The 25248-nt window shown below is 66.7% G+C and carries 22 protein-coding genes, 1 tRNA gene and 5 pseudogenes; 22 read left to right on the forward strand and 6 right to left on the reverse strand.

What is annotated here, in order from left to right; all coding sequences use genetic code 11:
- Positions 1-85 precede the first annotated feature (85 nt).
- Both LXX_RS04615 and LXX_RS04620 read right to left on the reverse strand, forming a co-directional pair.
- Positions 86-604 carry a hypothetical protein gene (locus LXX_RS04615; RefSeq protein ID WP_011185814.1) on the reverse strand — a complete coding sequence of 173 codons (519 nt, stop codon included), beginning with the start codon at positions 602-604 and terminating at the stop codon, positions 86-88.
- A gap of 86 nt (positions 605-690) precedes the next feature.
- Entirely contained in the window at positions 691-2034 is a 1344-nt protein-coding gene (locus LXX_RS04620) for a zinc-dependent metalloprotease (RefSeq protein WP_011185815.1), read from the reverse strand.
- Positions 2035-2198: 164 nt separating this feature from the next.
- Here LXX_RS04620 and LXX_RS04625 point away from each other — a divergent pair, with 164 nt between their 5' ends.
- Together LXX_RS04625 and LXX_RS04630 are read left to right on the forward strand one after the other, a co-directional pair.
- Positions 2199-3362, forward strand: coding sequence for a YlbL family protein (locus LXX_RS04625; protein ID WP_011185816.1), 1164 nt, complete (start codon positions 2199-2201; stop codon positions 3360-3362).
- A 110-nt stretch (positions 3363-3472) separates the two neighbouring features.
- Positions 3473-6436 carry a UPF0182 family membrane protein gene (locus LXX_RS04630; RefSeq protein WP_011185817.1) on the forward strand — a complete coding sequence of 988 codons (2964 nt, stop codon included), beginning with the start codon at positions 3473-3475 and terminating at the stop codon, positions 6434-6436.
- A gap of 155 nt (positions 6437-6591) precedes the next feature.
- Here LXX_RS04630 and LXX_RS04635 read toward each other — a convergent pair.
- Positions 6592-6668: transfer RNA gene (locus tag LXX_RS04635), tRNA-Met, on the reverse strand.
- 153 nt (positions 6669-6821) lie between these two features.
- On the opposite strand from LXX_RS04635, the gene LXX_RS04640 reads away from it, so the two are divergent.
- The 16 genes and pseudogenes from LXX_RS04640 to LXX_RS04685 all read left to right on the forward strand — a co-directional run bounded on the left by LXX_RS04640 (position 6822) and on the right by LXX_RS04685 (position 17273).
- The gene (locus LXX_RS04640) at positions 6822-7856 is read left to right on the forward strand and encodes a response regulator (protein ID WP_256031038.1); all 1035 of its coding nucleotides are present in this window, start codon (positions 6822-6824) and stop codon (positions 7854-7856) included.
- A pseudogene (locus tag LXX_RS04645) lies at positions 7853-8864 on the forward strand (ATP-grasp domain-containing protein). Before LXX_RS04640 ends, LXX_RS04645 begins: the two are co-directional and overlap by 4 nt.
- On the forward strand, positions 8861-9604 hold the full coding sequence (locus LXX_RS04650; protein ID WP_011185819.1) for a PHP domain-containing protein: 744 nt from the start codon (positions 8861-8863) through the stop codon (positions 9602-9604). Before LXX_RS04645 ends, LXX_RS04650 begins: the two are co-directional and overlap by 4 nt.
- Positions 9601-9756: a hypothetical protein gene (locus LXX_RS14200; protein ID WP_155806787.1), complete on the forward strand. Its 156-nt coding sequence runs from the start codon at positions 9601-9603 to the stop codon at positions 9754-9756. The genes LXX_RS04650 and LXX_RS14200 overlap by 4 nt, the downstream gene beginning before the upstream one ends.
- On the forward strand, positions 9753-10145 hold the full coding sequence (locus LXX_RS04655) for a response regulator (RefSeq protein ID WP_011185820.1): 393 nt from the start codon (positions 9753-9755) through the stop codon (positions 10143-10145). Before LXX_RS14200 ends, LXX_RS04655 begins: the two co-directional genes overlap by 4 nt.
- Before the next feature lie 509 nt (positions 10146-10654).
- A pseudogene (locus tag LXX_RS16625) lies at positions 10655-11110 on the forward strand (PAS domain-containing sensor histidine kinase); the annotation flags it as partial.
- Positions 11111-11267: 157 nt separating this feature from the next.
- The gene (locus tag LXX_RS16630) at positions 11268-11546 is read left to right on the forward strand and encodes a hypothetical protein (RefSeq protein ID WP_370558465.1); all 279 of its coding nucleotides are present in this window, start codon (positions 11268-11270) and stop codon (positions 11544-11546) included.
- Positions 11547-11560: 14 nt separating this feature from the next.
- Complete coding sequence (locus LXX_RS16635; protein ID WP_223227607.1) at positions 11561-12016, forward strand: transposase; 456 nt, start codon at positions 11561-11563, stop codon at positions 12014-12016.
- Positions 11956-12975, forward strand: coding sequence for an IS30 family transposase (locus tag LXX_RS04665; RefSeq protein ID WP_223227743.1), 1020 nt, complete (start codon positions 11956-11958; stop codon positions 12973-12975). The genes LXX_RS16635 and LXX_RS04665 overlap by 61 nt, the downstream gene beginning before the upstream one ends.
- A 27-nt stretch (positions 12976-13002) precedes the next feature.
- Complete coding sequence (locus tag LXX_RS16160; protein WP_256030898.1) at positions 13003-13137, forward strand: hypothetical protein; 135 nt, start codon at positions 13003-13005, stop codon at positions 13135-13137.
- 328 nt (positions 13138-13465) lie between these two features.
- Positions 13466-13762 (forward strand): hypothetical protein, encoded by a 297-nt coding sequence (locus LXX_RS04670; RefSeq protein WP_155806788.1) that lies wholly within the window; start codon positions 13466-13468, stop codon positions 13760-13762.
- A 631-nt stretch (positions 13763-14393) separates the two neighbouring features.
- On the forward strand, positions 14394-14882 hold the full coding sequence (locus LXX_RS04675) for a MarR family winged helix-turn-helix transcriptional regulator (RefSeq protein ID WP_011185821.1): 489 nt from the start codon (positions 14394-14396) through the stop codon (positions 14880-14882).
- Positions 14879-15439, forward strand: a pseudogene (locus LXX_RS16640) (SDR family NAD(P)-dependent oxidoreductase); the annotation flags it as partial. The gene LXX_RS04675 and the pseudogene LXX_RS16640, both read left to right, overlap by 4 nt.
- A 245-nt stretch (positions 15440-15684) precedes the next feature.
- Entirely contained in the window at positions 15685-16428 is a 744-nt protein-coding gene (locus LXX_RS15445; RefSeq protein ID WP_223227751.1) for an FAD-binding oxidoreductase, read from the forward strand.
- Between the two features lie 179 nt (positions 16429-16607).
- Positions 16608-16958, forward strand: coding sequence for a hypothetical protein (locus LXX_RS15450; protein ID WP_218060915.1), 351 nt, complete (start codon positions 16608-16610; stop codon positions 16956-16958).
- A 93-nt stretch (positions 16959-17051) separates the two neighbouring features.
- A complete protein-coding gene (locus tag LXX_RS04685) occupies positions 17052-17273 on the forward strand; it encodes a hypothetical protein (protein ID WP_011185822.1) in 222 nt (73 codons plus the stop codon).
- Between the two features lie 2 nt (positions 17274-17275).
- Here the strand turns inward: LXX_RS04685 and LXX_RS04690 are convergent, their stop codons facing one another.
- A complete protein-coding gene (locus tag LXX_RS04690) occupies positions 17276-17740 on the reverse strand; it encodes a MarR family winged helix-turn-helix transcriptional regulator (RefSeq protein ID WP_011185823.1) in 465 nt (154 codons plus the stop codon).
- 94 nt (positions 17741-17834) lie between these two features.
- On the opposite strand from LXX_RS04690, the gene LXX_RS04695 reads away from it, so the two are divergent.
- Positions 17835-18830 (forward strand): hypothetical protein, encoded by a 996-nt coding sequence (locus tag LXX_RS04695; RefSeq protein ID WP_011185824.1) that lies wholly within the window; start codon positions 17835-17837, stop codon positions 18828-18830.
- Between the two features lie 851 nt (positions 18831-19681).
- Here LXX_RS04695 and LXX_RS04700 read toward each other — a convergent pair.
- Entirely contained in the window at positions 19682-20857 is a 1176-nt protein-coding gene (locus tag LXX_RS04700; protein WP_041767372.1) for a hypothetical protein, read from the reverse strand.
- A 798-nt stretch (positions 20858-21655) separates the two neighbouring features.
- Here LXX_RS04700 and LXX_RS04705 point away from each other — a divergent pair.
- The 3 genes and pseudogenes from LXX_RS04705 to LXX_RS04715 all read left to right on the forward strand — a co-directional run.
- Complete coding sequence (locus LXX_RS04705; RefSeq protein ID WP_011185826.1) at positions 21656-22936, forward strand: SufS family cysteine desulfurase; 1281 nt, start codon at positions 21656-21658, stop codon at positions 22934-22936.
- The gene (gene sufU / locus LXX_RS04710; RefSeq protein WP_011185827.1) at positions 22933-23373 is read left to right on the forward strand and encodes a Fe-S cluster assembly sulfur transfer protein SufU; all 441 of its coding nucleotides are present in this window, start codon (positions 22933-22935) and stop codon (positions 23371-23373) included. The genes LXX_RS04705 and sufU overlap by 4 nt, the downstream gene beginning before the upstream one ends.
- 298 nt (positions 23374-23671) lie before the next feature.
- Positions 23672-24185, forward strand: a pseudogene (locus tag LXX_RS04715) (ATP-binding cassette domain-containing protein); the annotation flags it as partial.
- On the opposite strand, the pseudogene LXX_RS04720 reads toward LXX_RS04715, so the two are convergent.
- Positions 24183-25181: pseudogene (locus tag LXX_RS04720) on the reverse strand (IS481-like element ISLxx4 family transposase). The pseudogenes LXX_RS04715 and LXX_RS04720 overlap by 3 nt on opposite strands.
- Positions 25182-25248: the final 67 nt, after the last annotated feature.

The following is a 25248-nucleotide window of genomic DNA, read 5'->3' on the forward strand; positions in this document are numbered from 1 at the left end:
CCGCTGCGGTCGACGCCACCGAAGCGCTCACGAGTTTCGACTCCGCGGGCAGCGGCGCGACATGCAATTGCGCGGCCATCGCCGGCTACGCCGGGTCCGCGTCCCGGCGGTGATCGGCTGTGGCGATCGGCGTTTCGGGTGCGGTGACCCCATCGGGCGCGGCAACGGGCGCAGCGGGGCCGAGCGGGGCTCCGGCGCTCGGTCCTTCCCGAGGCGGCTCCGGCCAGCCGGCTTCCCGGACGGCGACGCCGCCCTCCCGGAGCATCCCGCCCAGCTTCTCAGCGGTGCGCCTGCCGCCGTCCACCACGACCATCGGCGGTCTGCGCGGCGGACTCCCGGATTCGCTGACCCCGCCCGCGTTTCTCTCGACGATCAGCGGTCCCAGAAGCCCGAGCAGCTGCGCGGCGGCTCCCGGCGCTCCGCCCGCTGTCCGTGCCACCACCTCGAGCACCCCGAGCGACACCCCGCTCGCGAGCGCGGCGAGCATCCGCTCCTCGACGGTCCCGAACGGATCGAGAACGAGCACAGGCGCGTCGATGCCGAATTGGAGGGCGTTCGGGGAGCGCCAGACGCGCTGGATGCGAGGGGCGAGTGCCAGTGCCATCTCGCCACCCTGCCAGCAGCGGACGCTTCCCGGCGGTTATCCACAGGATAATGTTTGGGCAAAAAAGAGAAGTGGCGCTGTTCCGGTCACCCCTCGGCGGGTCGCTCCCCGTCCTCGCGCAGCAGGTCCTCGATCGCCTGGTCGACCGCGTCTCGTTCCGGTTCCTCTCCCGACGCCAACGCGGTCAGCCGCGCGACGAGCGGGGAAGGATCGTCCAGGTCGCTCGGCTGGGGGAGCAGGTCCGGGTGCGACCAGAGGGCGTCACGTCCCTCCTGGCCGATGGCTTCCGTCACCGCTCGCCACATCGCTGCGGCCTCGCGCAGGCGGCGCGGCCGGAGCTCCAGGCCCACGAGCGTCGCGAAGGCGGACTCGGCCGGCCCACCGGACGCGCGGCGTCGGCGCACTGTCTCCGCGATCGCGTCGGCCCGCGGCAGGAGGCCGGTCGCGCTGGTGGTCACGACATCCACCCAGCCCTCGATGAGCGCGAGCATCGTCTCGAGACGCCCGAGCGTCTCCAGCTGGTCCTCGCTCTTCGGCGGGATGAGGGCGCCGGAGACCATCGCCTTGCGCAGCTCTTCGGGGTTCGCCGGGTCGAAGTTCTCTGCCAGCGACTCCAGACGCGCGGTTTCGATCGCGATGCCTTTCGCGAAAGCGGTGATCTGGGTGATGAGCTGCAGGCGCAGCCACTTGGCGTGCCGGAACAGCCGCGCGTGGGCGAGCTCACGCACCGCGAGGTAGAGCTGGACCTGGTCGGCCGGGATGTCGAGTCCCTCGCCGAACTCCGCGACGTTCTGGGGGACGAGCGCCGCCGTGCCTTCCGCCAGGAGCGGAATGCCGATGTCGCCCCCGGAGACGACTTCCTTGGAGAGCTGTCCGACCACCTGGCCGAGCTGCATCGCGAAGAGGGCGCCGCCGACCGATCGCATCAGGGCGCCCGCGTTCTGGATCATCCCCTGCATCTCCTCGGGAGCGTGTTCGGTCAGCACACGGGTGAGGGCGTCGGAGATGCTGAGGGCGACGGGCTCGGCGAGCTGAGTCCACAGCGGCATCGTCTGGCGCGCCCACTCCGCGCGGCCGATCAGCTCGGGGGCGCCGGGGAGTCCCGCGACGGTCGTGGCCCCATCGAGCCAGAGCTCGGCGATATGGAAGGCCTGGTCGAGCGTCGCGTGCTCCGCCGGGGCAGCGGAATGGGCGCCCTGGCTCGCCAGCGTGCGTGCCTGCTGGGTCGCGAGGTCCCAGTTGACGCCGCCGCCGGGGTTCAGCAGGGCGTTCTGCAGCTGTCCGAGCAGCTGCTGGATGCTGGCCGGGTCGTTCGGGAGCCTGGCGGCGCCGGCGAGCTGACCGGGGTCGATCGCGGAGCCGCCGGAGAGGAACTCGCGCAGCATGTCCCGGAACTCGTTCTCCGGGTCCTTGTCCGGTTCCTCGCCCATGAGCGCGCCCTTCGTCTCGAATCTTTCCCGGCCGTCTGGTTACGGCTTTCCAGGCTTGCCCTCTACGCTAGCCCGTGACACCCAAGAGCCGGGTGAAAATCGGCCCATGCCCGCCTGGCCCGGCGTGCGCCTGTGGCGAACATAACCGAAGGGACCAGCTGGACGTGATCCTCCTCGACGACGGTGACCCATACCGCCGAGCGCAGGGCGGCGAAGACGGCGACCTCCGTCAGCCCGGGAGCGTCGCTCCCTCCCGGCGCGTCGTCGCTGGCTGGGTCGCGGTCGCCCTCGCCGTCGTTCTCACACTGGTGCTCGCGCTCGTGCCCGCTCCGTTCGTCATCGAGCGGCCCGGGCCCGTTTTCAATACGCTCGGGACCGACCAGCGCGTCGGCGCCGCACCGTCCAAGGATGCGAAAGAGCTGATCAGCATCCCCGGACAGAAGACTTACCCGACCTCGGGCTCCCTCGACCTGCTGACAGTCTCGGTCGACGGGAACCCCGACGAGCGGCCGAGCTGGCTCGACATCCTGGGTGCGTGGTTCGACCCGAGCCGCGCGGTTCTGCCGATCGACGCCGTGTTCCCGCCCGGGACCACGACGCAGCAGTCGAACGCCGAGAACGCGGCGTTGATGGTGGACTCGCAGCAGGATGCCGTCGCCGCCGCGCTCACTCAGCTCGGCTACGAGTTCCCCCAGGCCGTCTCCGTCAAACAGCTCATCAAGGGCACGCCTGCGGCGACCGTGCTGAAGGACGGGGATGAGATCATGAGCGTCAACGGCGCGACGGTGCAGAGCGTCCAGGGCCTCCGCGGCCTCGTCGAGAAGAACGGCACCTCGAAGCCGGCTGAACTCGGGATCGTGCGGGACGGCGCGGCGAGCACCGTCCAGCTGACCCCCGTGGAGAGCGGGGGTCGTGCCGTGCTCGGGATCGGTGCGGGCATGGACTACACCTTCCCGTTCGAGGTGAAGATCCAGCTGGACGATGTGGGCGGCCCGAGCGCCGGCCAGATGTTCGCGCTCGGCATCATGGACAAGCTGACGCCGGACGAGCTCACCGGCGGCAAGAAGATTGCCGGCACCGGGACGATCGACAACGTGGGAACGATCGGCCCTATCGGCGGCATCCGGCAGAAGATGTATGCCGCTCGCGACACCGGCGGTGCGCAGTACTTCCTCGCGCCGCGGTCCAATTGCGATGAGGTGACCGGTCACATCCCCTCCGGTCTGCAAGTGTTTGCGGTCACGAAGCTCGTCGACTCGCTGAAGGTGCTGAAGGCCGTGAGCGCGGGGGCGAGCACAGACGGCCTGCCACGCTGCCCGGCCTCCTGAGCCTTCCCAGACCGTCCGGTTCCCGGCCGCGGGCGGAGGGAGGCTTTTCCAGCGATGCTCGCCTAGGATGGGTTCCGATCCATGTCAGGCGAGAGCAAGAGGGCCCATAGGTGACGTCAGCAGCTGCAGTTCGATCCCCAGGACGCCGTCGGGCGGCCGTCTGGACCACTCTCGGGGTGATCGTGGCGCTGGTGATCCTGTTCTTCATCTTCGCCGGACTGTACGCTGACATCCTCTGGTATCAGCAGTTCGGCTTCCTCAGCGTGTTGACAACGCAGTGGTTCGCGGCCATCGCGATGTTCTTCGTCGGATTCCTGGGGATGGCCCTGCCGCTCTGGGTCGTCATCCAGCTGGCGTACCGGCTGCGCCCTGTCTACGCGAAGCTCAACAGTCAGCTGGACCGTTACCAGCAGGTGATCGAGCCGCTGCGGCGGCTCGCGATGTACGGCATCCCGATCGTTTTCGGGATTTTCGCGGGTGTCTCGGCGGCCAGCCGCTGGCAGACGGCCGCGATGTGGATCAACGGCACGCCGTACGGCAAAACGGACCCGCTCTTCCACCTCGACATCGGCTTCTACTTGTTCGCGCTGCCGTTCTACCGCAGTGCGGTCGGCTTCGCCTCGGCGGTCGTCCTCATTTCGCTGCTTGCCACGCTCGCGACCTGCTATCTGTACGGCTCGATCCGGCTCAGTGGCCGTGAGGTGCGCATCGCCCGGGCGGCCCGGGTGCAGATCTCGGTCATTGCCGCCGTCTACCTGCTGCTCCAGGGTGTGAGCGTCTGGCTGGATCGCTATGCCACCGTGACCGATGCCAATGTCAACAATATGATCAACGGCGCGGCCTACACCGACGTGAGCGCGACGATCCCGGGCCAGGCCGTGCTGGCCGTCGCCGCCGTGTTCGTGGCCCTCCTCTTCGCTGTCACCGCGTTCACCGGCCGCTGGCGGTTCCCGGTCGTCGGAACCGCGCTGCTTATCGTGGCCGCTCTCGTCATTGGCGCGATCTACCCGTGGGCGATCCAGCGCTTCCAGGTGGAGCCGAGCCAGAAGACACTCGAGACGCCGTACATCCAGGACTCCATCGAAGCCACCCGGGACGCCTACGGCCTGAGCGATATCGACGTTGTTCCGTACAACGCCACGACGAGCGCCGAAGCGGGCGCTCTGCGGCAGGACGCTCAGACCACCGCGCAGATCCGGATCATGGACCCGGCCGTCATCAGCCCGTCGTTCCAGCAGCTGCAGCAGTTCCGCCAGTACTACTCGTTCCCGCGGAACCTCAATGTCGACCGCTACACTCTCAATGGCAGCCAACAGGACGCCGTGGTCTCGGTGCGCGAGCTGAACCAGTCGGGCCTCACCAGCCGCAGCTGGTACAACGACACGGTCGTCTACACCCACGGCTACGGGATGGTCGCCGCGTACGGCAACCAGCGCTCCAGCGACGGCCAGCCCGTGTTCATGGAGTACGGCATCCCGACCCAGGGGACGTTCGGCGCATACGAACCGCGCGTCTACTTCGGCCAGCAGTCGCCGACCTACTCCATCGTGGGAGCGCAGAAGAGCGCCAAATCCATCGAACTCGACTACCCCGGTGGCGACAACGACGCCCAGCAGACATACACCACCTTCAGTGGCGACGGCGGTCCAAAGCTCGACAACATCTTCAATCGTCTGGTCTATGCGCTGAAGTTCCAGGACGAGCAGATCGTCCTCTCCACCGCCGTCAACAAGGACTCGCAGATCCTCTATGATCGCGACCCGATCAAGCGCGTGAAGAAGGCGGCCCCCTACCTGACGATGGACTCGCAGGCCTACCCCGCCGTCATCGACGGCCGCATCAAATGGGTCGTCGACGGGTACACCACGAGCAATCAGTTCCCCTATTCGCACGTCGGCAGCCTGAGCGATGCCATCGCAGACACCGAGACGCCGAAGTCGGCCTATGCCTTCGACGACATCAACTACATCCGAAACTCGGTGAAGGCGACCGTGGACGCTTACGACGGCTCGGTCACGCTTTACGCCTGGGATGCCAAGGACCCGGTGCTGAAGACCTGGCAGAAGATCTTCCCGTCGACCATCAAGCCGATCAGTGCTATGAGCGCCCAGCTGCTTCAGCATGTGCGCTACCCGTCTGATCTGTTCAAGGTGCAGCGCTCGGTGCTGGGCCAGTATCACGTCACCGACGCGGGTTCCTTCTACTCGCGAGACGACGCCTGGACGACGCCGAACGACCCCACCTCGTCACCGACGGACCCGACACTGCAACCGCCGTACTACCTGACGATGCAGATGCCGGGACAGAAAGCTCCGACGTTCTCGCTCTACACCACGTTCATCCCGCAGGCCGCGAGCGACTCCAGCCGGTCGATCCTGAAAGGCTATCTGGCGGTGGACGCGGACGCCGGCTCGACCAAGGGAAAAGTGGCCCCTGGCTACGGCAAGCTCAGACTCCTTTCGCTTCCCTCCAGCGACACCATCCCGGGGCCGGGGCAGGTGCAGAACAACTTCAACTCCGATCCGACCGTGTCTCAGGAACTTAACCTGCTGAGACAGGGCAAGACGGATGTGACCAACGGCAACCTCCTCACATTGCCGGTGGGAGGTGGCCTGTTGTATGTGCAGCCGGTCTACGTCAAATCGACCGGTGAGACCAGCTACCCGATCCTGCAGAAGGTTCTCGTCGCCTTCGGCGACAAGATCGCGTTCGAGGACACCCTGGACCAGGCGCTCGACTCGCTGTTCGGCGGCGACTCGGGCGCGACGGCCGGCGACAACAATGTCCCGGCCACGCCCGGTGGCTCCGGCGGCGGATCGAGTGGCGACGCTGGCTCCAGTGCCGGGGGTGGATCGAGCGGTGGGGGCGGATCGAGTGCCGGTGGGTCGAGCAGCGGCTCGGGTTCCTCGGGGACGCAGAGCAACGCCGCCCTGCAAAGGGCGCTTCAGCAGGCCAAGCAGGCGCTCTCCGACCGGGAAGCGGCGCTGAAGGCCGGCGATTGGGCCGCCTACGGCGCGGCGGACTCCCGCTTGCAGCAGGCCCTGCAAGCCGCCATCGCCGCAGAAGGAAGATAGCCCCGCACGGGCCCTCCCTCCTCAGCCATCGATCCTCGCTCCTTCCGGGCGCACTGGCGTGCGCCCGGAAGGAGCGAGGATCGATGGCTGAGGAGGGGACTCGGGCTGGGGAGAGAAAAAGCCCCTGATCTGGGGATACAGATCAGGGGCTTTTTTGGTTGCGGGGGCAGGATTTGAACCTACGACCTCTGGGTTATGAGCCCAGCGAGCTACCGAGCTGCTCCACCCCGCGTCACAATAATGACTCTAGCACGGCTTCCGTGACCCTCGAAATCGGGGTCACCGACCGGGCGCGTCTCTGTATCGGTAGAACGCTCGTCCCAGTATGCTCATCGCGAGAAAGGGATACGGAATGGCGAATGCCTTTGAGAAGTATCGTGTTTGTGTGATCGAGGACGATCCGGATGTCGCCTTCTACATGAAGACCGTGCTCGAGAAGCGCGCGGACGCCCAGGTGGAGGCGGTCACCGATCCGTCCATTGCGCTGGAGACCATCGCGGCGTTCGAGCCGGATCTCGTTCTGACGGACATCGAGATGCCGGGCGTCTCCGGACTGGAACTGCTGCGCGAACTGCGCGTGACCCATCCCGGGATGCCGGTCGTCATCATGACGGCGCACGTCTCGATCGACTACGCGGTCTCGGCGCTGCGTTCGCAGGCTGACTATTTTGTCACGAAGCCCATCAACTCGACCGAACTGGTGTCGATTGTGCGGCGGCTCGCCGAGGAGGGCCGGGCGAACCGCTCGGCGCAGAATCAGCAGGTCGTCCTCGCGATCGGCGCGCATCCCGACGATATCGAGATCGGCATCGGCGGCCTCCTGGCCGCGCACCGGGATGCCGGCAACCAAGTCGTTATGCTCACCCTCTCACGCGGTGCGCGCGGCGGCGACGCCGACGACCGTCAGCACGAATCCCTCGCGGCCGCGGAGCTGCTCGGTGCGCGCCTCTTCCTCGAAGACATCGAGGACACGCAGGTCTCGGCCGCCGATCCGACGGTGAGCATCATCGAGCGAGTGGTGAACGAGGTGCAGCCGGACATCGTCTACACGCACTCCGAGCACGACCGCCATCAGGACCATCGCGCCGTGCATGCCGCGACGAACGTGGCCACCCGCTCGGTGCGCACGGTGTGCTGCTACCAGAGCCCTTCTGCGACGAGCGACTTCCGGCCGACCCGGTTCGTCCCGATCGACGACTTCACCGAGATGAAGCTGCGGCTCATCGACTGCTTCCGCTCGCAGACCGAGGTGCGCGCCTACCTCGAACCCGACTTCGTGCTCGCGACGGCCCGCTACTGGTCGCGTTTCGGCGGTGGCACGAGCTGCGAGCCCCTGGAAGTGATGTGTGACACCGCGGACATCTCCGTGCCCACCTCAACGATGCAGACCGGCGCCCGACTCAGAAGGACCCACGAATGACAGTCCCCCCGACCCGCGTGCTCGTGACCGGAGCGGGAGGTCCCGCGGGGATCGCGGTGATCCGCTCGCTGCTGAAGCGAGAGGATGTCGAGGTCCTCGCCGCCGATATGGACGGCTGGGCCAGCGGACTGTACCTGGTTCCCGGCGGTGATCGCCGTATCGTGCCCGCCGGGCGCTCCGAATCGTTCGTGGACGAGGTGATCGGGATGTGCCGCGACGACTTCGTCGACGTCCTCTTCTCGACCGTCGATGTCGAGCTGCCGGGCCTCGCCGCGCGCCGCGACCGATCTCGCCGCCGTCGGCACCGCCCTCGCCGCCCCGAGCCACGAGACGCTCGTCACCTGCCTCGACAAGCACCGGCTGGCGACGGCCGTCGACGGCTGGGCCCGCATCCCGCTCACGCGGCTGCTGAACCGTGCCGGGAAGAGCGAGGACTGGACCTTCCCGGTCATCGTCAAACCGCGCAGCGGCGCCGGCTCACGCGGGGTGCGCCTGATCGCCGATCGTGTGCGGCTGGAGGCGCTGGACGACGATGACAGCATCCTGATCCAGGAGAACCTGCCCGGTGAGGAGTTCTCGGTGGATGTGCTGGCCGGTCTCGACGGTTCGGTCATCGCCGCCGTTCCCCGCTCGCGCGAGAGCGTCGATTCCGGTGTGTCGATCGCAGGACGGACGCTGCGCCGTGCGGAGCTGGAGGAAACGGCCGCCGCTGTCGCCCGCGCCATCGGCCTGACCGGCGTCGCGAACGTCTAGCTGCGCTACAGCGCGGACGGGGTGCCAGCTCTTCTGGAGGTCAACCCGCGCTTCCCGGGGACGATGCCGCTGACCATCGCGGCGGGGGTCGATATGCCGGCTCTGTTGTTGGACCTCGTCCTCGGCCGTCCCGTGCGGTCCACGGTGGACTTCGTGGAGCTCGCCAATGTGCGCTTCCTTGAAGACGTCTTCCTGGACCCAGCGGAGGTGCTCGTCTCCGAGAACGCCGCGCACTCGGAAGGTCCCGGCAAATGACAGATCCGCTCCGTGGCGACTTTCACGTCCACTCCATCTTCTCGGACGACGCGCGGAGCACGCTCACGGAGAACATCGCTGCGGCACAAGCGGCCGGCCTGGAGCGGCTGCGGCTGACCGATCACGTCCGAGCGTCCACGACGTGGGTGCCCGAGTTCCTCGCGGCGGTAGCCGCGGAGTCCGTGCCGGAAGGGCTCACCGTCCTCACCGGTGTCGAGGCGAAGCTGCTGGATGTGTCCGGGGCGGGCGACGTCCCGGCCGATCTCGTCGTCGGACCGGGCGGCGTCGGCGCTGTGGTCATCGGCGACCACCAGTTCCTCGGCCCAGACGGACCCTGGTCGCCAGAGACGACGCGCGCCCGGATCGCTGCCGGACTCTCCCCGGACGACGCGCTCGACCTGCTGGTGACTGCCAGCGTCCGGGCGATGCAGCGCACGCCGAACGCGCAGCTCGCGCACTGGTTCTCGATCCTGCCCAAGGTGGGTCTCAGCGAGGATCAGCTCGGCGACGACCGGCTGCTCGCTTGGGCCACCGCCGCGACCGCGACCGGCACGATCGTCGAGGTCAACGAGAAGTGGGACTGCCCGGGACCCGCTGCCGTCGCTGCGCTCCAGAGCGTTGGAGCGCGTATCGTCGCCTCCACCGATAGCCACCAGGCCGGCGATGTCGGCCGGTATGAGCGCGTGAGCGCCATCCTCGATGCGGCTGCCGTCATCCGGCAGCCGAAGGGAGACCGATGAGTCCTGTCGAACCGAATCGCAAACAGAGCGCGATTCTCCAGCGCGAGATCGACGCGGACCGGCGCTGGGAGCGCCACCTGCCGCTGTATGCGCTGATGGCCTTCTCCGTCCTCGCGGCGATCATTGTCGTGCGGGTGGTGTTCTTTTCGTGAGCGAGCCTCTGAAGCGCGTCGTCATCGCTGATGACGACGACGATATCCGAGCCCTGATGATGATCGCCGCGGGCCGTGCTGGCGTCGAGATCGTCGCCGCCGTCGACAACGGGCTGGCTGCTCTCGCCGAGGTCCGCGCCGTTGACATCGACCTGGCCGTCCTCGACATCTCCATGCCCGGGCTCAACGAGGTCGAAGTCGCGGGGGCGATCCGCGGCGACACAGGGATGCGCAACACGCTCATCCTCATGGTGTCGGCCTCCGTGCAGCTCCTGACCGATCACGGTGTCGTTGCCGACCGCTCGGACAGCTTCATCATCAAGCCTTTCAGCCTGAGGCTGCTCTCGCAGCGCATCCGCGAGATGCTGGCGATCGGAGAACCGGCATGACTTTCGAACGCTTGCTGAGCCGGATACCCATCGACTCCCCTTCGCCACTGATGAAGCAGCTGCCGACACTCATCGGGTTCGGCCTGGCGGTCATGCTGTCGTTCTTCCCCCAAGTGGTCACTACGATGCTGCCGCTGTACTTGTTCCTCGCGCTCGGGCTCATCGTGCTGGCGACGGTTCTCGCTGCGGTGCTGCCGTGGAACCGGCTGGGCACCCGCTGGGCGGTCATCGTCCCGATCGTCTCGATGTTCGCGGTCGGTGCGCTGCGGCTCGCGACAGACGCCTCGGCGTCGCCGTTCGTCGTGCTGACGCTGCTGCCGTTCGTTTGGATCGCGACGGAAGCGGGACGGATCAATGTGCTGTACGCCGGAGCCGGTACTTTCCTGGTGCTGCTGGAGCCGCTGGTGGTCGGGGACATCCCGACGAACGACGGGGACATCGTGCGCCTCGTCTTCTCCCCGTCCATTTACGCGATTGTGGCACTCGTCGTCAACGAAGTGGCGCACCGGATGCGGGTCCATCTGGCGGCGGCCCGGACGGCCGCGCTTGAGCAGGAGGCCGCTCTCGCCCGGGCGGTCAAAGCGCAGGACGAGCTGGTGCTCAACGAAGCGCGGCTCAAGACGGCCAATCGGCTCATCCAGAGCGTCTGGAACGCCGTCACCGAGCAGTCAGTCATCTCGGATCTCAACGGACTCATCGATGTGTGGAACCCCGGCGCCGAGAAGATGCTCGGCCTCACCGAGAAGCAGGTCATCGAGGGACGCCGCCACATCATTGAGTTCCACCTCGCCAGCGAGCTCGAAAGCCGGCTGCGCGATATGGACGCACAGTTCATAGCGGTTCCCAGCGTCGATGACTTCTCGGCCCTCATCGACGCGGTCCGTGCGGGCTACGCCGATATCCGGGACTGGACGTACGTGCGCGCCGACGGCAGGCATGTGCCGGTGCAGGTCGCGGCCACGCCACTCCTGGATGAGAACGGCCACCGCGTCGGCTTCATCTTCGTGGCGACGGATATGACACAGGCTTGTGAGTTCGCGCGGCTGAAAGACGAGTTCGTCGGGCTCATCTCGCACGAATTGCGGACGCCGCTCAGCAGCATCCTGGGGTTATCTGGAGCTGATGCGCGACGACGAAGAGGCGCCGCTGTCGGACAAGCATCTGCAATACCTGAGCGTCGCCGAGCGCAACGCGCACCGGCTGCTGCGGCTCGTGGGGGATCTGCTGTTCACGGCGCAGGTCGAGTCCGGTCACTTCCCCATCAGCCTCAAGGAGGCCGAGCTCTCGGCCGTCGTCGCAGCCTCGGTGGAGTCCTCCGGACCGGTCGCGGCGAACGCGAAGGTGGGGCTCCTCAGCGAGGTCTTGGGTTCTAGCGGTTGTTGCAACATCTGGAGTTTCTAGGAGTTGCAAGGACCGTGTCCCGTTTAAGGCGCAGTGCGGGGAAGAGGAAGTACACCCAGGCGGAGCGTGAAGCCTTCTTCGTCATTTTCAAGGAGTCCAGGAGTACGACGATCGCGGCGAGGGAGCTAGGGTTCAACCCCGCGACGTGCGCGCAATGGGTTCGCAAGGCGGGCCTGGCTAGTCACGGCTACACCGGCGGCGGCATGAGCGCGCACCCATGCAAGGACGAGTACCTGGAGCTGCGGAGCAGCGGGCTCTCGCGCCGCGAAGCGGTGGGACGAGTCGGAATCAGCCCGAACACGGGATACCTCTGGGACAGTCGAACGGGCGACGCATTTATCCAGATGGTCGCGTGGTCGATTACAAAGACAGGGTGCCTGTCGTTGTTGATCCTGTTCAGCGGGCGTCGATGCGTTCGCTCGAAGCCGCACTCCACCCACGATTCCTCTCCCTGCAGGAGCGTGAGCTGATCCGGGACCTGACCAGGGCCGGCCTTTCGTTGTGTCGGGTCGCGGCCAAGCTTGGTCGCTCGGTGTCGACGATCAGTCGAGAGATTCGCCGGAATCAGCTTCCTGGAGAGGGCGGCTACCATCCATACGTGGCGCATCGGAAAGCGGCCAGCCGCCGACCGCGACCGAAAGCCACGAGGCTGGTCCGCAATCCGCAGCTGCGCAGTTACGTTCAACGGAAGCTGACGCTACGTTGGTCGCCGGAGCAGATCAGCCGGTCGCTGATCCGCGAGTTCCCCGGCGATGCGGAGATGCGCGTGGCGCACGAGACGATCTATCAAGCCTTCTACGTGCAGGGCCGTGGACAACTCCGCCGCGAGCTCACGATGGTGCTGCGGACCGGCCGGGCCAAGCGGAAACCGCATCGTTCTGGCGCCGCTCGCAGACATCGTTTCGCGGATCCGATGGTAATGATCTCCGACCGTCCCGCCGAAATCGAGGACCGCGCCGTTCCCGGACATTGGGAAGGCGACCTCATCATCGGCGGACACCGCAACAGCGCCATCGGCACCCTCGTGGAACGCTCCACCCGGTTCGTGATGCTGATCCATCTCCCCATCGATCGCACCGCAGAATCCGTCCGGGACGGACTGATCAGCGCCGTCAAGACACTCCCACGCGAACTCCGTCGCTCGATCACCTGGGACCAGGGCTCGGAAATGGCAGCTCACAAGTCGTTCACGATAGCCACCGACATCCCGGTCTACTTCTGCGACCCCGCGAGTCCCTGGCAACGCGGCAGCAACGAGAACACCAACGGACTCCTTCGCCAATACTTCCCCAAGGGAAAGGGAACAGACCTCGCCCGATTCACCGCAACCGACCTGACGAACGTCGCCCACGAGCTCAACACCCGCCCACGCAAAACGCTCGGCTGGGAAACCCCAGCCGAACGCCTCGCTAAACTACTCGCCAGCTAATCGTCGTGTTGCAACAACCACTGGAAGATGATCGTGACCGTGCCATCGGGTGCCGAGGTGACGATGAGCGTAAAAGCCGGAGAAGCGGAGACCAAGGCAGCGGAAATCCGGGCTGCCGACGAGGACGGCTCTTTGGCGGGTAAAGCTATCCGTTCGCCCTGATCTGCGGGGTGTGGGGTTAGCGTGCGCTCGATGGCCCACCCGACTGGATACTCTACCAGCGTGCAGGGCTGCGCCGTGATAGGCTACAACGGCTACAAACGGGAGTACAAGTGGGAAGTCACCTCGGATGTCACCGTTTGCACCAAGGGTAAAGGGTTCAACGGTTCCAATGCCGCCACCTGGTACTCGACGAGATGTGGTGGCGGAACATATTCTGTGCCGTGGGGTAATGTCCTCGCTTACACGCAGATGCAGGGTATCGCCATGTCTGGTGTGACGGGCGCAACGTATGGCGAGCATAACCTTCTACCCCCTATTGGAGGTCAACATGCAGGATCTCAAAGTAACTCCCAAAGCAATCCTTGTTTGCGGGATTGCCTTTCTCCTGGTGGGAGCTGTACTGCAGCTCTTCCTGCCCAATATCGGCTTCGCGGTAGCCAACAGTACGGCGGACGCGGCCACCGGTGTTGACCAAGGCATCCTCCTTGCGTTCGAAACAGTGGGACGTGTGCTCGGCGTATTGGTTACCCCTATTGGGGCGGCCTTTTTGGGTGCCGGAATCGTGTTGTCCTATCAAGTCTCCACCGCCAGACGGCAGAGGGAACCACAGTCTGATTTGAAGTAGGAAAACGACACGGTAATGCGCCTGGGAATCCGAGGCGCATTACTCGTTACTGTGGGTTGCGGTGGCCCCAAGTTGATTCCACCGTGCCTTCACGATGAATTTGTTGTGGGTGCCGAGTCGGCACCCACAACATCTCCCCGACCCTGAGGTTTGTGACAGATATATCACCTCATGCTCTATGCGAATACTAGATGTTGTGCTTAGGGGGTTTGCCCTGGGTTTGGTTGACGCCTGATCGGTGAGGATTTGTCCTCGCTGGAAGGATGTTGTTATGGCGAAGCCGTATCCCAGGGGGTTCCGTGATGAGGGCGTGAGGAGTGAATTGGTGATAACTGGTCGTTAGTGCCGGGGGGTGTTGACGGGGAGGATGTCATTATGCCCGGCCTATACTCCGGAGAGTTCCGGGAGGGTGTTGTCGCGGTCGCAAGATGTCGTGAGAGTGGTGTGACGATCAAGCGGATCGCGGTCGACTTCGGTGTCAGCGAAGCGATGCTGGAGAGCGGGCTCTGCCTGGCTGATGTTGAGGAAGGCAATCGGTCCGGTCCACGGTGTTGGGCTCCGGGTGCGGCGGTGGGTCACGATACGCGTATTCGGCGCGCTCGGTCGTCGCGGGGACGCTAAACTAGCTGACGTGTCAGGTAATTTGAGTGTGGAGCAGTTGCGGGTCTGGGAGCAGCTGCAGGATGCGACGGAGATCCTGCGCCGCGAGGTCGGTCGTGGTCTCTGGAGCGACGCGCAGCTCTCCGATGCCGAGTTCACGGTGCTGGCCCACCTTGCTCAGTCGGGTGGGGGTCGTCCGACGGAGTGCGCCCGCAGCATCGGCTGGGACTCGAGTCGCCTGGCTCACCAGCTGAGGCGGCTAGAGAAGCGGGGCCTTGTTCAGTCCGTTCCTGGTGACGCCGATCGGCGCTCGACGCGGATCGCTCTGACCGAGGAAGGGCGCAGCATGCATCGGTGTGCCCTCGGCCCGCATTTGCGTGCGGCGAAGAAGTGGTTCGCGGACGCTCTCACCAACCAGCAGATGGTCGCGCTGGGCGACGCCCTCGACGCCCTCCTCGCCCACGCCGCCACTCTCACCGAGGCAGACGCCTCCGCCACACTCCCCGGAGCACGACAATGAACCCAACTCAGACGTCCGTCGCCGACCTGACGGGAAAGGCCGCCGTGGTGGTCGGAGGCTCCGGCGGAGTCGGGGAAGGCGTCACCCGTGCTCTCCTCGGCGCCGGAGCTTTCGTCATCGCGACCGGCCGAGACCCCGAGCGGCTGGTGGATCTCGCCGCCCTCGTCGACGCGGACGAGGTCTCGCGCGGGCGATTGCACACGGTCGCTCTCGAGGGGCTCGCGCCCGACCTGGACTCCCGCGTCGCGGCTCTGGTCGACGCCTATGGCCGTCTGGACATCGTGGTGGTGAGCGTCGCCGCCTCCGGTGCTCCGGGTCGCAAACCGTTGCTGGAGTTCACTGATGACGAGTGGGATGCGCTGGTCGCGGGGAATCAGACCGCGGTGTTCCGCCTCTACCGGGCGTTGACACCTTGGATCCAGCCGGGCGGGATCCTGGTGCAGCTGAACGGGATGAGCGCGGAGATTCCGTTCCCTGGCGCCTCTGTCGTGGCCGCGGGTTCCGCGGCGACGAAGTCCCTCACTCGCACCCTCGCCGCCGAGCTCTGCGGACGCGGCCCGCGCGTCTCTACGAGGTCATCCTCGGCGTCGTCCGCACCCGGGCGCGGCAGCTGGCGGGCATCGATGACCATCGCTGGCTGGAGGGGGAGCAGATTGGAGAGCACATCGCCGCCCTCGCCGCCGGACCAGCCCGCTGAGAGGGGACGTCGTGCATTACTACGTCGACAAGGCCGCCGGTCCACAGTCGACCGCACCGGTGCTCGCATGACGAAGCTGGACATTGTCCGCCCCGGCGACCCCCGATACGGGCGGCTGCAGCATGTCTATGGCGCTACCGGCACACCCGCCGCGATCATCCGCCCGGCCACTGCGGGGAGGTGCCCGAGGCCCTTGCCTACGCCCGGAGCCAGGCGGGGCCGTTGTCGATCCGTAGCGGCGGGCGCGGCATCAGCAGCATCTCCACCAACACGGGCGGCACCGTCATCGACCTCGGTGCCCTCGCGACGATCGAGCGTGTGGGTGAACGGGTCGTCCGGCTCGGGCCTGGCATGCACTGGGGGCATGTCGCCCGGGTCCTGTATCCGTGGGGGTTCGCGATCAGTTCCGGTGACTCCGGGGATGTCGGCGTCGGGGGACTTGCGACCACCGGCGGGCTGGGTCTCATGGGCCGCGCGCACGGTCTGACAATCGATCGGCTCACCGCCGCCGATATCGTCACCGCCGACGGGCGGAAGCTGCACGCCTCGGCGACGGAGAATCCGGACCTGTTCTGGGCGATCCGTGGTGCGGGCGCCAATGTCGGGATCGTCACCTCGTTCGCGTTCGATGCCTCGCCCACCCCCGTCGTCGCGCAGGCGACCATCGCCTACCAGGTCCGCCAGGTCGCCTCATTCCTGCAGCAGTGGGGAGAGACCGTCGAGCATGCGCCCCGCGAGATCTCCGCTTTCCTCTACGTGGGCGCCGGCGCCGCCCCGTTCGCGCAGGCGACCGTCGTGTACGCCGGCGACGGCCCCGCACCGGCCACGCGAGCGCTCGACCGTTCCTGACCCTTCCTGGTGTCGTTGGGCAGCGTGCGGCGATCGTCCCCTACGCCGCCGTCCTGGTCGCCGCCGATGCCCCGCACACGGGACAGCAGACCGCTGTCTCTCACACCGGCCTCGCCGACCACCTCGACTCCGATCTGACCGGACTGGTCGAACAGCTGCTCACCGGCCGTGCTGCCGACATGGTCCACATTCGCTCCGCCGGGGGTGCGATGAACGACGTTCCCACCGACGCGACTGCGTACGCGCACCGGCACCAGAACTTCTCCGTCACCGCGATCGCCGGGCACCCCTCGGCCGTGTTCGACGCCGGGTGGGCACCTCTCCCGGCGCGGATGGACGGCATTTACCTCAGCTTCGAGTCCGACCATCTCCTTGGCGACATCGAGCGAGCCTTCCCTCCCGACACTCTCCGCCGCCTCCGCGCGATCAAGCAGCAATGGGACTCAGACCGGGTCTTCACTCAGAACTTCGACGTCTCCGCGCCCGCCGAGACAGTGTCGGCCATCACCCATCCAGGAGGAAACCAATGACTGTCGCACTCTGGATCTGCGCAGGGATCACCGCTGTCAGCGCGGCGGTGAGCTTCGGCTACTCTATCGCCGCGCTGCGCGGAGCCGACGGCGATGTATGCCTTCGCGCGCAGCCTCGCGCTGGTCGTGGTTGCTGTGATCGCATTGTTCACCGGAGCAGTGCCATTCGTCGTCGCCATCGCGATCGCCATGATCATCGTGCAAGGCGTCGACGCCGTGATCGGCGTGGTCATCCGCGACCGGACGAAGACGATCGGCCCCGCGGTCACCGCGGTCGCCAACCTCGTCGCACTGGTCTGGCTGCTCGCCAGCTGACCTCAGACTCCCTCGACAGGCCCGGCATTCGGCGTCGCTTCTGCCGAGCCGGCCGCCGCCCCACGCCGGATGACCGCGCGGTCGGCGTCCTCGAGTCGATCCAAGAAGTGGGCGCGCACCGACTCGGCATGGACGTGTGCGGCCGCGACGAACTCGCTTCGCCCCACGGGGGTCAACGTGACCGTGAGCGCGCGTCCGTGGCCCGTTGCCTCCCGCATGATGAGTTGCCGCTGCTCCATCCGCTTGAGCTGATGGGACAGCCGAGAGGCAGACCACTCCAGCGAACTCGCCAACTCGCCCTGTGGCAGACCGTCGGCCTCGGCCAGCCGCGCCGCCACCTCGAAGTCACTCACCGACATCGACGACCGCGACGCGAGATCCGCCGCGACTGCAGCAACCACAGTCTCGGACCAGCGGAGAAAGCCCCGCCACGCAGACACGTCTTCCGGCGACAATTTCTCAGCCATGGCCCCTATCCTCTCAGGCGAAAAGTTGACACATCAAGTCGCTCGAGGCATACTGACTTGACGCGTCAACTTCGGTGGAGGATCATCGATATGAATGCGACCGCCCCCTCGGCCCGCCGAGCGTTCTCCCTGCTCTGGTTCCCGTTTTTCTTCGCCGCCGCGTTCCCTGCTCGGCCTGCTCGCGTTTGCGCCCCCTGCACCCCACGGCCTGGACATCGGCATCGTCCAGGCCGCCGACACGCAGACGCTCCAGTCTGAGCTCCCGGACGGGATCACCCTTGTCGATGCCGCCACCGCCCCGGACGCGCGCGCCGCGGTCGCATCCGGGGACCTCGCCGCGGCCATCGACGGCAATCAGCTGCTCGTGTCATCCGCCGCCAGCGCCACCCGAGCCGACTACCTGACCGCGGTCTTCACCACTGCCCGCCCAGGCCTGGAGCTCATCGATGTCCAGCCTCTCGCCGCCGGCGACGTCTCCGGAGTCGGTCTGTTCTTCTACGCCCTCCCGAACCTTCTGGTCGGACTGATCACCTCGATCGTGCTCCTGCAGTTCGAGGCCTGGCGGATGCGCGCGAAACTCGCCACCATCGCCCTCACCGGCGCTTTCTCCTCCGTCTTCACCTTCGCCTTCGCCACCAGCCTCGACGTGATCCCACCCGACTTCGCCCTCCTCGGCTACGTGTTCCTGCTGACCCAGGCGATCGAATGGCTCACCACCGTCGCCGCCCTGCACGTCAAGCACTTCTTCATGCCGATCGCCATGACCTTCGTGCTCCTCCTGGGCATCCCCACCTCCGGCGCCACCGTCAGCAGCGACATGCTCCCGACCTGGCTCGCCGCCATCGGCGACTGGCACCCCTTCGCCCAGTTCATCATCCTCACCCGCGCCGACGCCTACCTCGGCAGCGACGCCATCCGCCCCATCCTGGTCCTCACCGGCCGGGCGGTACTCGGCGCGACCCTGCTCTGGTTCCACGTGCGCGCGACCCACCGTACCCAGACCCGAAACCAGGACTCCGCGCAGGCAGCGTCCGCCCTCGTGCCTACGGACAGTCCTTCACCGTTCAGTTTGTACAATTCGGAAACGTAGCGTTGCTGACGCGTTGCTGGCGAACGATGGCCAGCGGTTCGCGGTCTTTCCGTCGACGGGTGCCAGATTCAATGCGACCACGCATGTGCGATCACCCCGGCCATCGCGTCTCCTCGCAGGAGTGGCTGGGTCAGGTGTTCGAGACCCACGGCCAGTCGTTCGATCGGCTACGGTGATTCGAACTGCAGCTGGGTGGGGAGGTTTCCTGACGAAGCGAACTGCCTGGATTGCCACGTTCCGGTTTGCTGAGCCCCTGGTCTATCCGGCCTGCCCTTGCCGGACTAGGGGCTTCAGGCTGCGATCGCTGTCGGTGGCGCTGTCGTCACGCTCATCGGATTCGTGGTCTTCGGGATTCGGATTGCCGGCACTGATCAGCGTCTGACGAAGAACCTCGTGATTGGTCGAGTCCGCGACTCGCGTGGGCTCCCGCAGGGAAGGCAAAACGAACGACTCAACGTAGAGCGTTCGCGTCCATAGTCACGGCAGCGGGTCTCGTTGCGCTCGGCATGACGCCGGCGCACGCGACCGCTGCCAGCACCGTGAGTGAGTCCGGGTCCGCTCTATTCGCGCATGAGCGTCACGAAGGCTTGGGCGGCTGCGGTGCTTGCCACCGTCGGTGACGGCCGCGTCGCCACCGTCCCTCCGTCTTCGGCGAGGAACGCCGTGTCACTGTCCCGTCGCAGAACTCCCGGCCGGACCGGGCGCGGCGCTGCCTGGCCCGGCGGTCCGCGTCGCTCATCGCGGTGCGGGTCGCCGGGCCTGAAGCGTCCGGGCCGAGATGACCTCGCCTTCCCGCACGAGAGCGGTCAGGACGATCGAGACGGCGGTCGTACTGACCTCGGTTGAGACGGCTACCCTCGCCAAGGACCATTCTGTGCCCTCGGGATGGAGCGCATCGCCTCGCCGCCCGATTTTGGCGTATCGCCCTTCGACGTGGATCCGAGCAGCTCAGGAGCTCTGACGCTCACGGAACCGATCGCTACGCGGTTGTTGCGGCCAGTGGCCACGCGGTTCCTGCGCCCCGCGGGGAGCAGCTGCGTGCTTTTCTGGGCGTTCCCCCCGGCCAGACTCGGCACGGGGCCAGGACGCGACCCCACGCGGTGTCGCAGCCCTGGATCATAGGGGGAACCGGGGAGGTGACGGGCGACACGGCGACCGGTTCGGCCGGCGCCGTTCACGTTCATGAACACCACACCGAACGTCACGAGCGCGGCCGCCAGCACCACAACGGGGAGCATAACGTTGAGCCCGGTGAAAGGCAGGCCGATACCGGGGGTTGTCGCGCGGTTTGGGGACGAGAGGGCCGCTATGTTCAGCCCTTTCATCGTTGGCGATTGCGAGCAGGCCTGGGTGGAGGCGAAGGCGGTGTGGTTGCTCTGGCCGGTCGGTGGGCTCACCGCCAGTGGGGCTTTCCTGGCCATCGGGATCCTCTTCGCCTTCGGCGCGATTCTCACGAAGGGGGCGCTGTTCGATCTCAGCATGCCGGTTACGGTGGGGACGCTGTCCGATTCCGGGGTGTTTTTCGTCACGGGGGGTGCTGCGATACCCGGGTTCGGGATGTTGTTCGAACTCGGGGTGTTGTTCCGTCTCGGGTCGTTACCCGGCTTCGAGGTGTTGTCCGGCTTCTGAGGCGTGCTTGGCGTGGGTGTGTTGGAGCCGTCGGAATTGGATTTGCATACCGGGGGCTCACCGCCCTCGCCGTAGTGGTAGTTAGTGCCACCGTACTGCACCCACACGATGCACTCGCCGGGGGCCAGGTCGATGGGCAGGAATGTCTTGCCGATGTAGACACCGCCCGGCTGATTGTTGTTCGGGTCGAAGTGGACGCCGCCGCTGCGGAGCGTTGTGCGGTAGTTCACGTGCCCTCCCGCCTGAAAAGTGCTCCCGTCTGTGAGAGTCACGCCGGCGGAGGTCACAGTGTAAGGTGGGGCCGCGGCGGCGTCGGCGGCGACGTTTCCGCTCACGACGGTGGCCCCGAGCACGGAGAGGGCCAAGCTCCCGCGAATCAGGATGCGGTACAGGCTCATGCCGCGTCTTCTCCTTCATATAGGCGGTGCAGGTATAAGGGGATTGGAGTGGTGGTGTGGACGGACCGAGGCTTTCCTCAACCGTCGTGTTCTGGGGAGACCACGCGCCGCCTTCTGTGGGGACCTACGCGTACTCGGGTGTGATTTTCGTCGCGTCGCCGGTCGTTTCCGGCTCGCGCTAGATGGAAGGATAGCGGTAACGGCGAAGCAGGGGAACTGAACCTTGACGAAGGTCAACAGAGTTCTGCGTCGTCGGCTTCCTGTGAGCGGTCCACCCGCCGAAGGGGGGCAGTGGGGACCGCTCAGGAAGAGGCCCGGCTGGTGGCTGTTGAAACGCCCTTTCTGACCGTTCTCGGGGATGCATCGCTGTCGATGCATCCCCAGCCTTCGCCGAGGCTGGCCGGATGCGTGGCTGACCCTGTGTGGAGTCTCCGAGCGGTGCGGATCGCGCTCGACGCCGCTTCGCTGCCATTTGTTAATTCATGTGAATTACATCCAAAATATAAAGGTACTTTAAGTTTGTATTTAAACATCAATGAACTAATGGGAGCACGATCCATGCATACTCATCCTGTCCGTCGTCTCGCTGCTTTTGCCACCGCCGCCACCGTCGCGATCGGTCTCGCCGGCTGCGTCGGCGCTTCGGGCATCTCCACACCCATCCCGACACCGTCCACCTGGTCGTACAGCGGCGAAGACGGACCCGCGCACTGGGATACGGTCGCGAAGGCCTGCAAGAACACGGAGACCTCAGCACACGGCGGTATCGCAGGAGGCTCGAGTAGTGTTAGGGGTCGTATGCGCACCGACACTCTCGACCCGCTACGGATCCGCGCGGACTTCCCTGCCTTCGACCGCGAGGTGAACGGGCATCCTTTCGTCTACCTAGACTCCGGTGCCACGGCGCAGAAGCCGCGGCAGGTGCTGGAGGCCGAACGCACCTTCGCCGAAAGGCACACCTCGGCCGTGCATCGCGGCGCCCACACCGTTGCGGGCGAGGCGACCGAGATGTTCGAGGAGGCCCGCGCGCGCGTTACCGGCTTCGTCGGGGCGCGCCCGGAGGAACTCGTCTGGACCGCCAAAGCCACTGAGGGCATCAACCTCCTCGCGTACGGGATGTCGAACGCCTCTCTCGGGCGGGGCGGTCCCGCCGCCGGGCGCTTCCGTCTCGGTCCGGGCGACGACCTGGTCGTGACCGAGGCCGAGCACCACGCCAACCTCATCCCTTGGCAGGAGCTCGCCGCCCGCACGGGCGCGACCCTCCGCGTCATCGGCCTCACCGACGACGGCCGCCTCCGCCTCGATCAGGCCGCCGAGCTGATCGGTCCACGCACCCGCGTCGTCGCTTTCGCCCACGTCTCGAACGTCCTCGGCACGGTCGCGCCGGTGGCCGAGCTGGTCGCTCTCGCCCACGAGCACGGAGCGCTCGCTGTCCTGGACGCCTGCCAGTCCGTTCCGCACTTCGCCGTCGACTTTCCGGCCCTGGGGGTCGATTTCGCCGTCTTCTCTGGCCACAAGATGCTGGGCCCCACCGGGATCGGCGCGCTCTACGGGCGACAGGAGCTCCTCGACGCCCTCCCGCCGTTCCTCACCGGGGGCTCCATGATCACGACCGTGACACTGGACGGGGCCGAGTACCTTCCCGCGCCGCAGCGCTTCGAGGCGGGCACGCAGCCCGTCTCCCAGGCGGTCGGCCTCGCCAGCGCCGTCGACTACCTCGGCACGGTCGGGATGGCGGCCATAGCCTCCCACGAAGAAGCGCTCGGAGCCCGCCTGCTCGCCGGGCTCGGGGCCCTCGACGGCGTGCGCGTCCTCGGTCCCGGTCCGGGGACCCCCCGCGTCGGGCTCGCGAGTTTCGTCGTGGACGGCATCCACGCGCACGATGTCGGGCAGTTCCTCGACGACCGAGGCATCGCGGTGCGCGTCGGCCATCACTGCGCGCAGCCTCTGCACCGCCGGTTCGCCGTCACCGCCTCCACCCGCATCAGCACCTACCTTTACAACACGGCGGATGAGGTGGACGCCGCGGTCGCTGCCGTCGCCGACGCCCGTGCTTTCTTCGGAGTGATCGAGTCATGAGCGATCTGCGGAGCCTCTACCAGCAGGTCATCCTCGACCACGCCCGCGAGAAGCACGGGTTCGGTCTCCGCGAGGGCGATGCCGCGCGGTCGCACCAGCACAACCCGACCTGCGGCGACGAGGTCACGCTCGCCGTGCATCGGGGGGTCGGCGGACGCGTCCAGGCGATCAGCTGGGAAGGTCACGGCTGCTCCATCTCCACCGCTTCGGCGTCTCTGCTGAGCGACCTCGTCCAGGACGCCGCCCCGGCCGAGCTGCGCAGGGCGGTCGCCGCGTTCCGCGAGCTGATGCAGTCGAAGGGCACGCTGGACGGCGACGAGGACGTGCTCGGGGACGCCGTGGCGCTCGCCGGCGTCTCGAAGTATGTGACGCGCGTTAAGTGCGCGATGTTGCCGTGGGTTGCGCTGGAGGACGCCCTCACGAAAGCCGGCCTCTGACGCCCCCTCGATTCGCCATCGCTGCGAGCGGGCTGATAGCGTCGAAGGCGTCCTCGGATGCCGCCTGGCAGTGTCCGGGGCCGTGAACCCAGCCCGCGACCCGGGCCGTGCGGCCGCACCTGTGGTCCGGCCTGGAGCGTATGGTCTGCCGGCGTGGGCGCACCCCGATGGTCGCGCCCGCGGAGGGATTCGTGCGGAGAGCCCGTGCTGGAGTCCTGATTTCTCCGCCGCACGCCGCCGACCCGGGCACAACCACTGAGCGCGTGCCGCCGCCGGGTGTGCTCGCCGCGGAGAACTAGTGAGCGAATCCATCGCCGTCGAGGCGAAGAATGTCTTCAAGGTGTTCGGACGCAAGCCCGGGGAAGCCCTCCGCCGCCCGCGCGAGGGGACGGAAGTGACCGCGCTCGGAACGGCCGCCGTCATTGACGCGTCGCTGGCCGTCCGGCGTGGGGAGATCTTCGTCGTCATGGGCCTGTCCGGGTCGGGCAAGTCCACCCTCATCCGCCTGCTGAACGGTCTGCTGGAGCCGACAGCGGGCGAGGTGGCGGTCATGGGCGCCACGATCACCGGGCTGACCGGCAAGCGGCTCCGGGAGGTGCGGCAGCGTCACATCTCGATGTGTCTTCCAGCACTTCGCCCTGCTGCCGCACCGTACCGTGCTCGACAACATCGCCTTCGGCCTCGACAAGGGCGTGCCCGCCGCCGTCCGCCGTGAGAAGGCCGCGGAGGTCCTCGACCTCGTCGGCCTCGGCGGCTGGGGCGGCAAGCTCACCGGTGAGCTCTCCGGCGGGATGCAGCAGCGTGTCGGCCTAGGTGTGATGTCCAGGGAGGTTGTTGTCGATTCTGCTAATGGGTGGGGCTCTGATGGCGGAGTGGTGCTGGTGATGATTGTAGAAGTGGGGCCAGCCGGGGAGTGCTTCTCGTCGTTCGGCCTCTGAACCATAGAACTGGGCGTAGGCCCAGCCGTCGGCGAGTGTGCGGTGGAAGCGTTTGATCTTCCCGTTGGTCTGTGGTCGGTATGGTCGGGTCTTCTTCGCCCTGATCCCGAGCTCTGTGCAGGCGTCTCGCCAGGCGTAGGACTTGTAGGCGGAGCCGTTGTCCGAGAGGACGAGTTCGACGCTGACATCCCGGTCGGCGAACCAGGCGACAGCACGCCGCAGGACACCGATCGCGGTGTCCGCCTTCTCGTCGGAGCAGATCTCGGCGTAGGCGACGCGGGAGTGGTCGTCGATGATCGTGTAGACGAACACGGTGCCCAACCGTGGCTCGTAGCGGTGGTTCCTGCTCTTCGTGCGGGTGGCGGTCGCTTCCCGGTTGCGTTCGCCCTGGACGCGGCCGACGAATCGTCAGCCGCCGCCGTCGGGGATGTTGCCGAACTTCGTCACGTCGACATGGATCAGCGATCCAGGGTGGTCGTGCTCGTAGCGACGGATCGGCTCGCCCGTGACCCGATCAATGGTGCAGAGCCGGTTGATGCGGCAGCACACCAGGACGGCGTGGACGGTCGAGGCGGGAAGGCCAAGCTCGCCGGCGATCTGCACCGGCCCCAGGCGTCGTCGCCACCTCGCCCGCACGATCCGCTTGAGCACGGGCAACGGCGTCCGCGTTGGCATCGATCGTGGGCGGCTAGACCGGTCGGTCATCCCTCCCGTGCCTTCGGCGCGGAACCTCGCCGCCCATTTCCGCGCGGTAACGGGCGAGACCATAAACATCTTCGCTGCGACGGAGACCAGCCAATGGTCCTCGACGATGAGCCTGGCAAGGCGCAGACGAGCGCGCGGTGTGAGAGCAGCGTTAACGTGGGACACGAAGGCCTCCTGGATCGTGAAGCGGTTGAACTGAACAGCTCCACTTCACAACCGGAGGCCCTCGCCC

This window comes from Leifsonia xyli subsp. xyli str. CTCB07 (assembly GCF_000007665.1).
In the GTDB taxonomy this organism is placed as follows: Bacteria; Actinomycetota; Actinomycetes; order Actinomycetales; family Microbacteriaceae; genus Leifsonia; species Leifsonia xyli_C.